This is a genomic window from Ensifer sp. ENS11 (assembly GCF_014851895.1).
GTDB lineage: Bacteria > Pseudomonadota > Alphaproteobacteria > Rhizobiales > Rhizobiaceae > Ensifer > Ensifer canadensis.
In genome coordinates this window covers 1-544 of the sequence record NZ_JACVAN010000064.1, presented here as the reverse complement: position 1 = coordinate 544, position 544 = coordinate 1, and the positions used below count along the sequence as shown (strand labels likewise).

Genomic DNA, 544 nt, shown 5'->3' with positions numbered 1-544 from the left:
AACGCATGCGCAGAACGGCGCGGTGACCTTTGCCGACGTCGACACGCTCGACACCCATAGCGCTTCCTTCACCGCACAGGGCGCCAGCTACCTCGGCACTTTCGCGCTGGCGGCGGTGAACCAGGCGAGCGACTCGGTCGGCTGGAGCTTCCAGGTCGCCGACGGCGTGCTCGACAGCCTGCAGGCCGGCCAGACGCTGACGCAGAAGTACGACGTGACCGTCGACGACGGCCATGGCGGCACGGCAGTGCAGACGGTGACGATCGTGATCACCGGCACCAACGACGTTCCGGTAATCACCTCTGCGGTGCAAAGCGGTTCGGTGACGGAGATCGCCGACAATGCAGCGGGCGAGAATGCGACAACGCATGCACAGAATGGTGCGGTAACCTTTGCCGACGTCGACACGCTCGACACCCACAGCGCCACCTTCACCGCACAGGGCGGCGGCTATCTGGGCTCCTTCTCACTCGGCGCGCTGAACCAGGCGAGCGACTCGGTCGGCTGGACCTTCCAGGTTGCAGACAGCGTGCTGGACTCGCTG

1 protein-coding gene is annotated in these 544 nt (G+C 65.6%); it reads left to right on the top strand.

Annotated elements, in window-relative coordinates:
- A partial coding sequence (locus tag IB264_RS34225; RefSeq protein WP_210335726.1) for a VCBS domain-containing protein occupies positions 1-544 on the top strand: 544 nt, incomplete at both ends.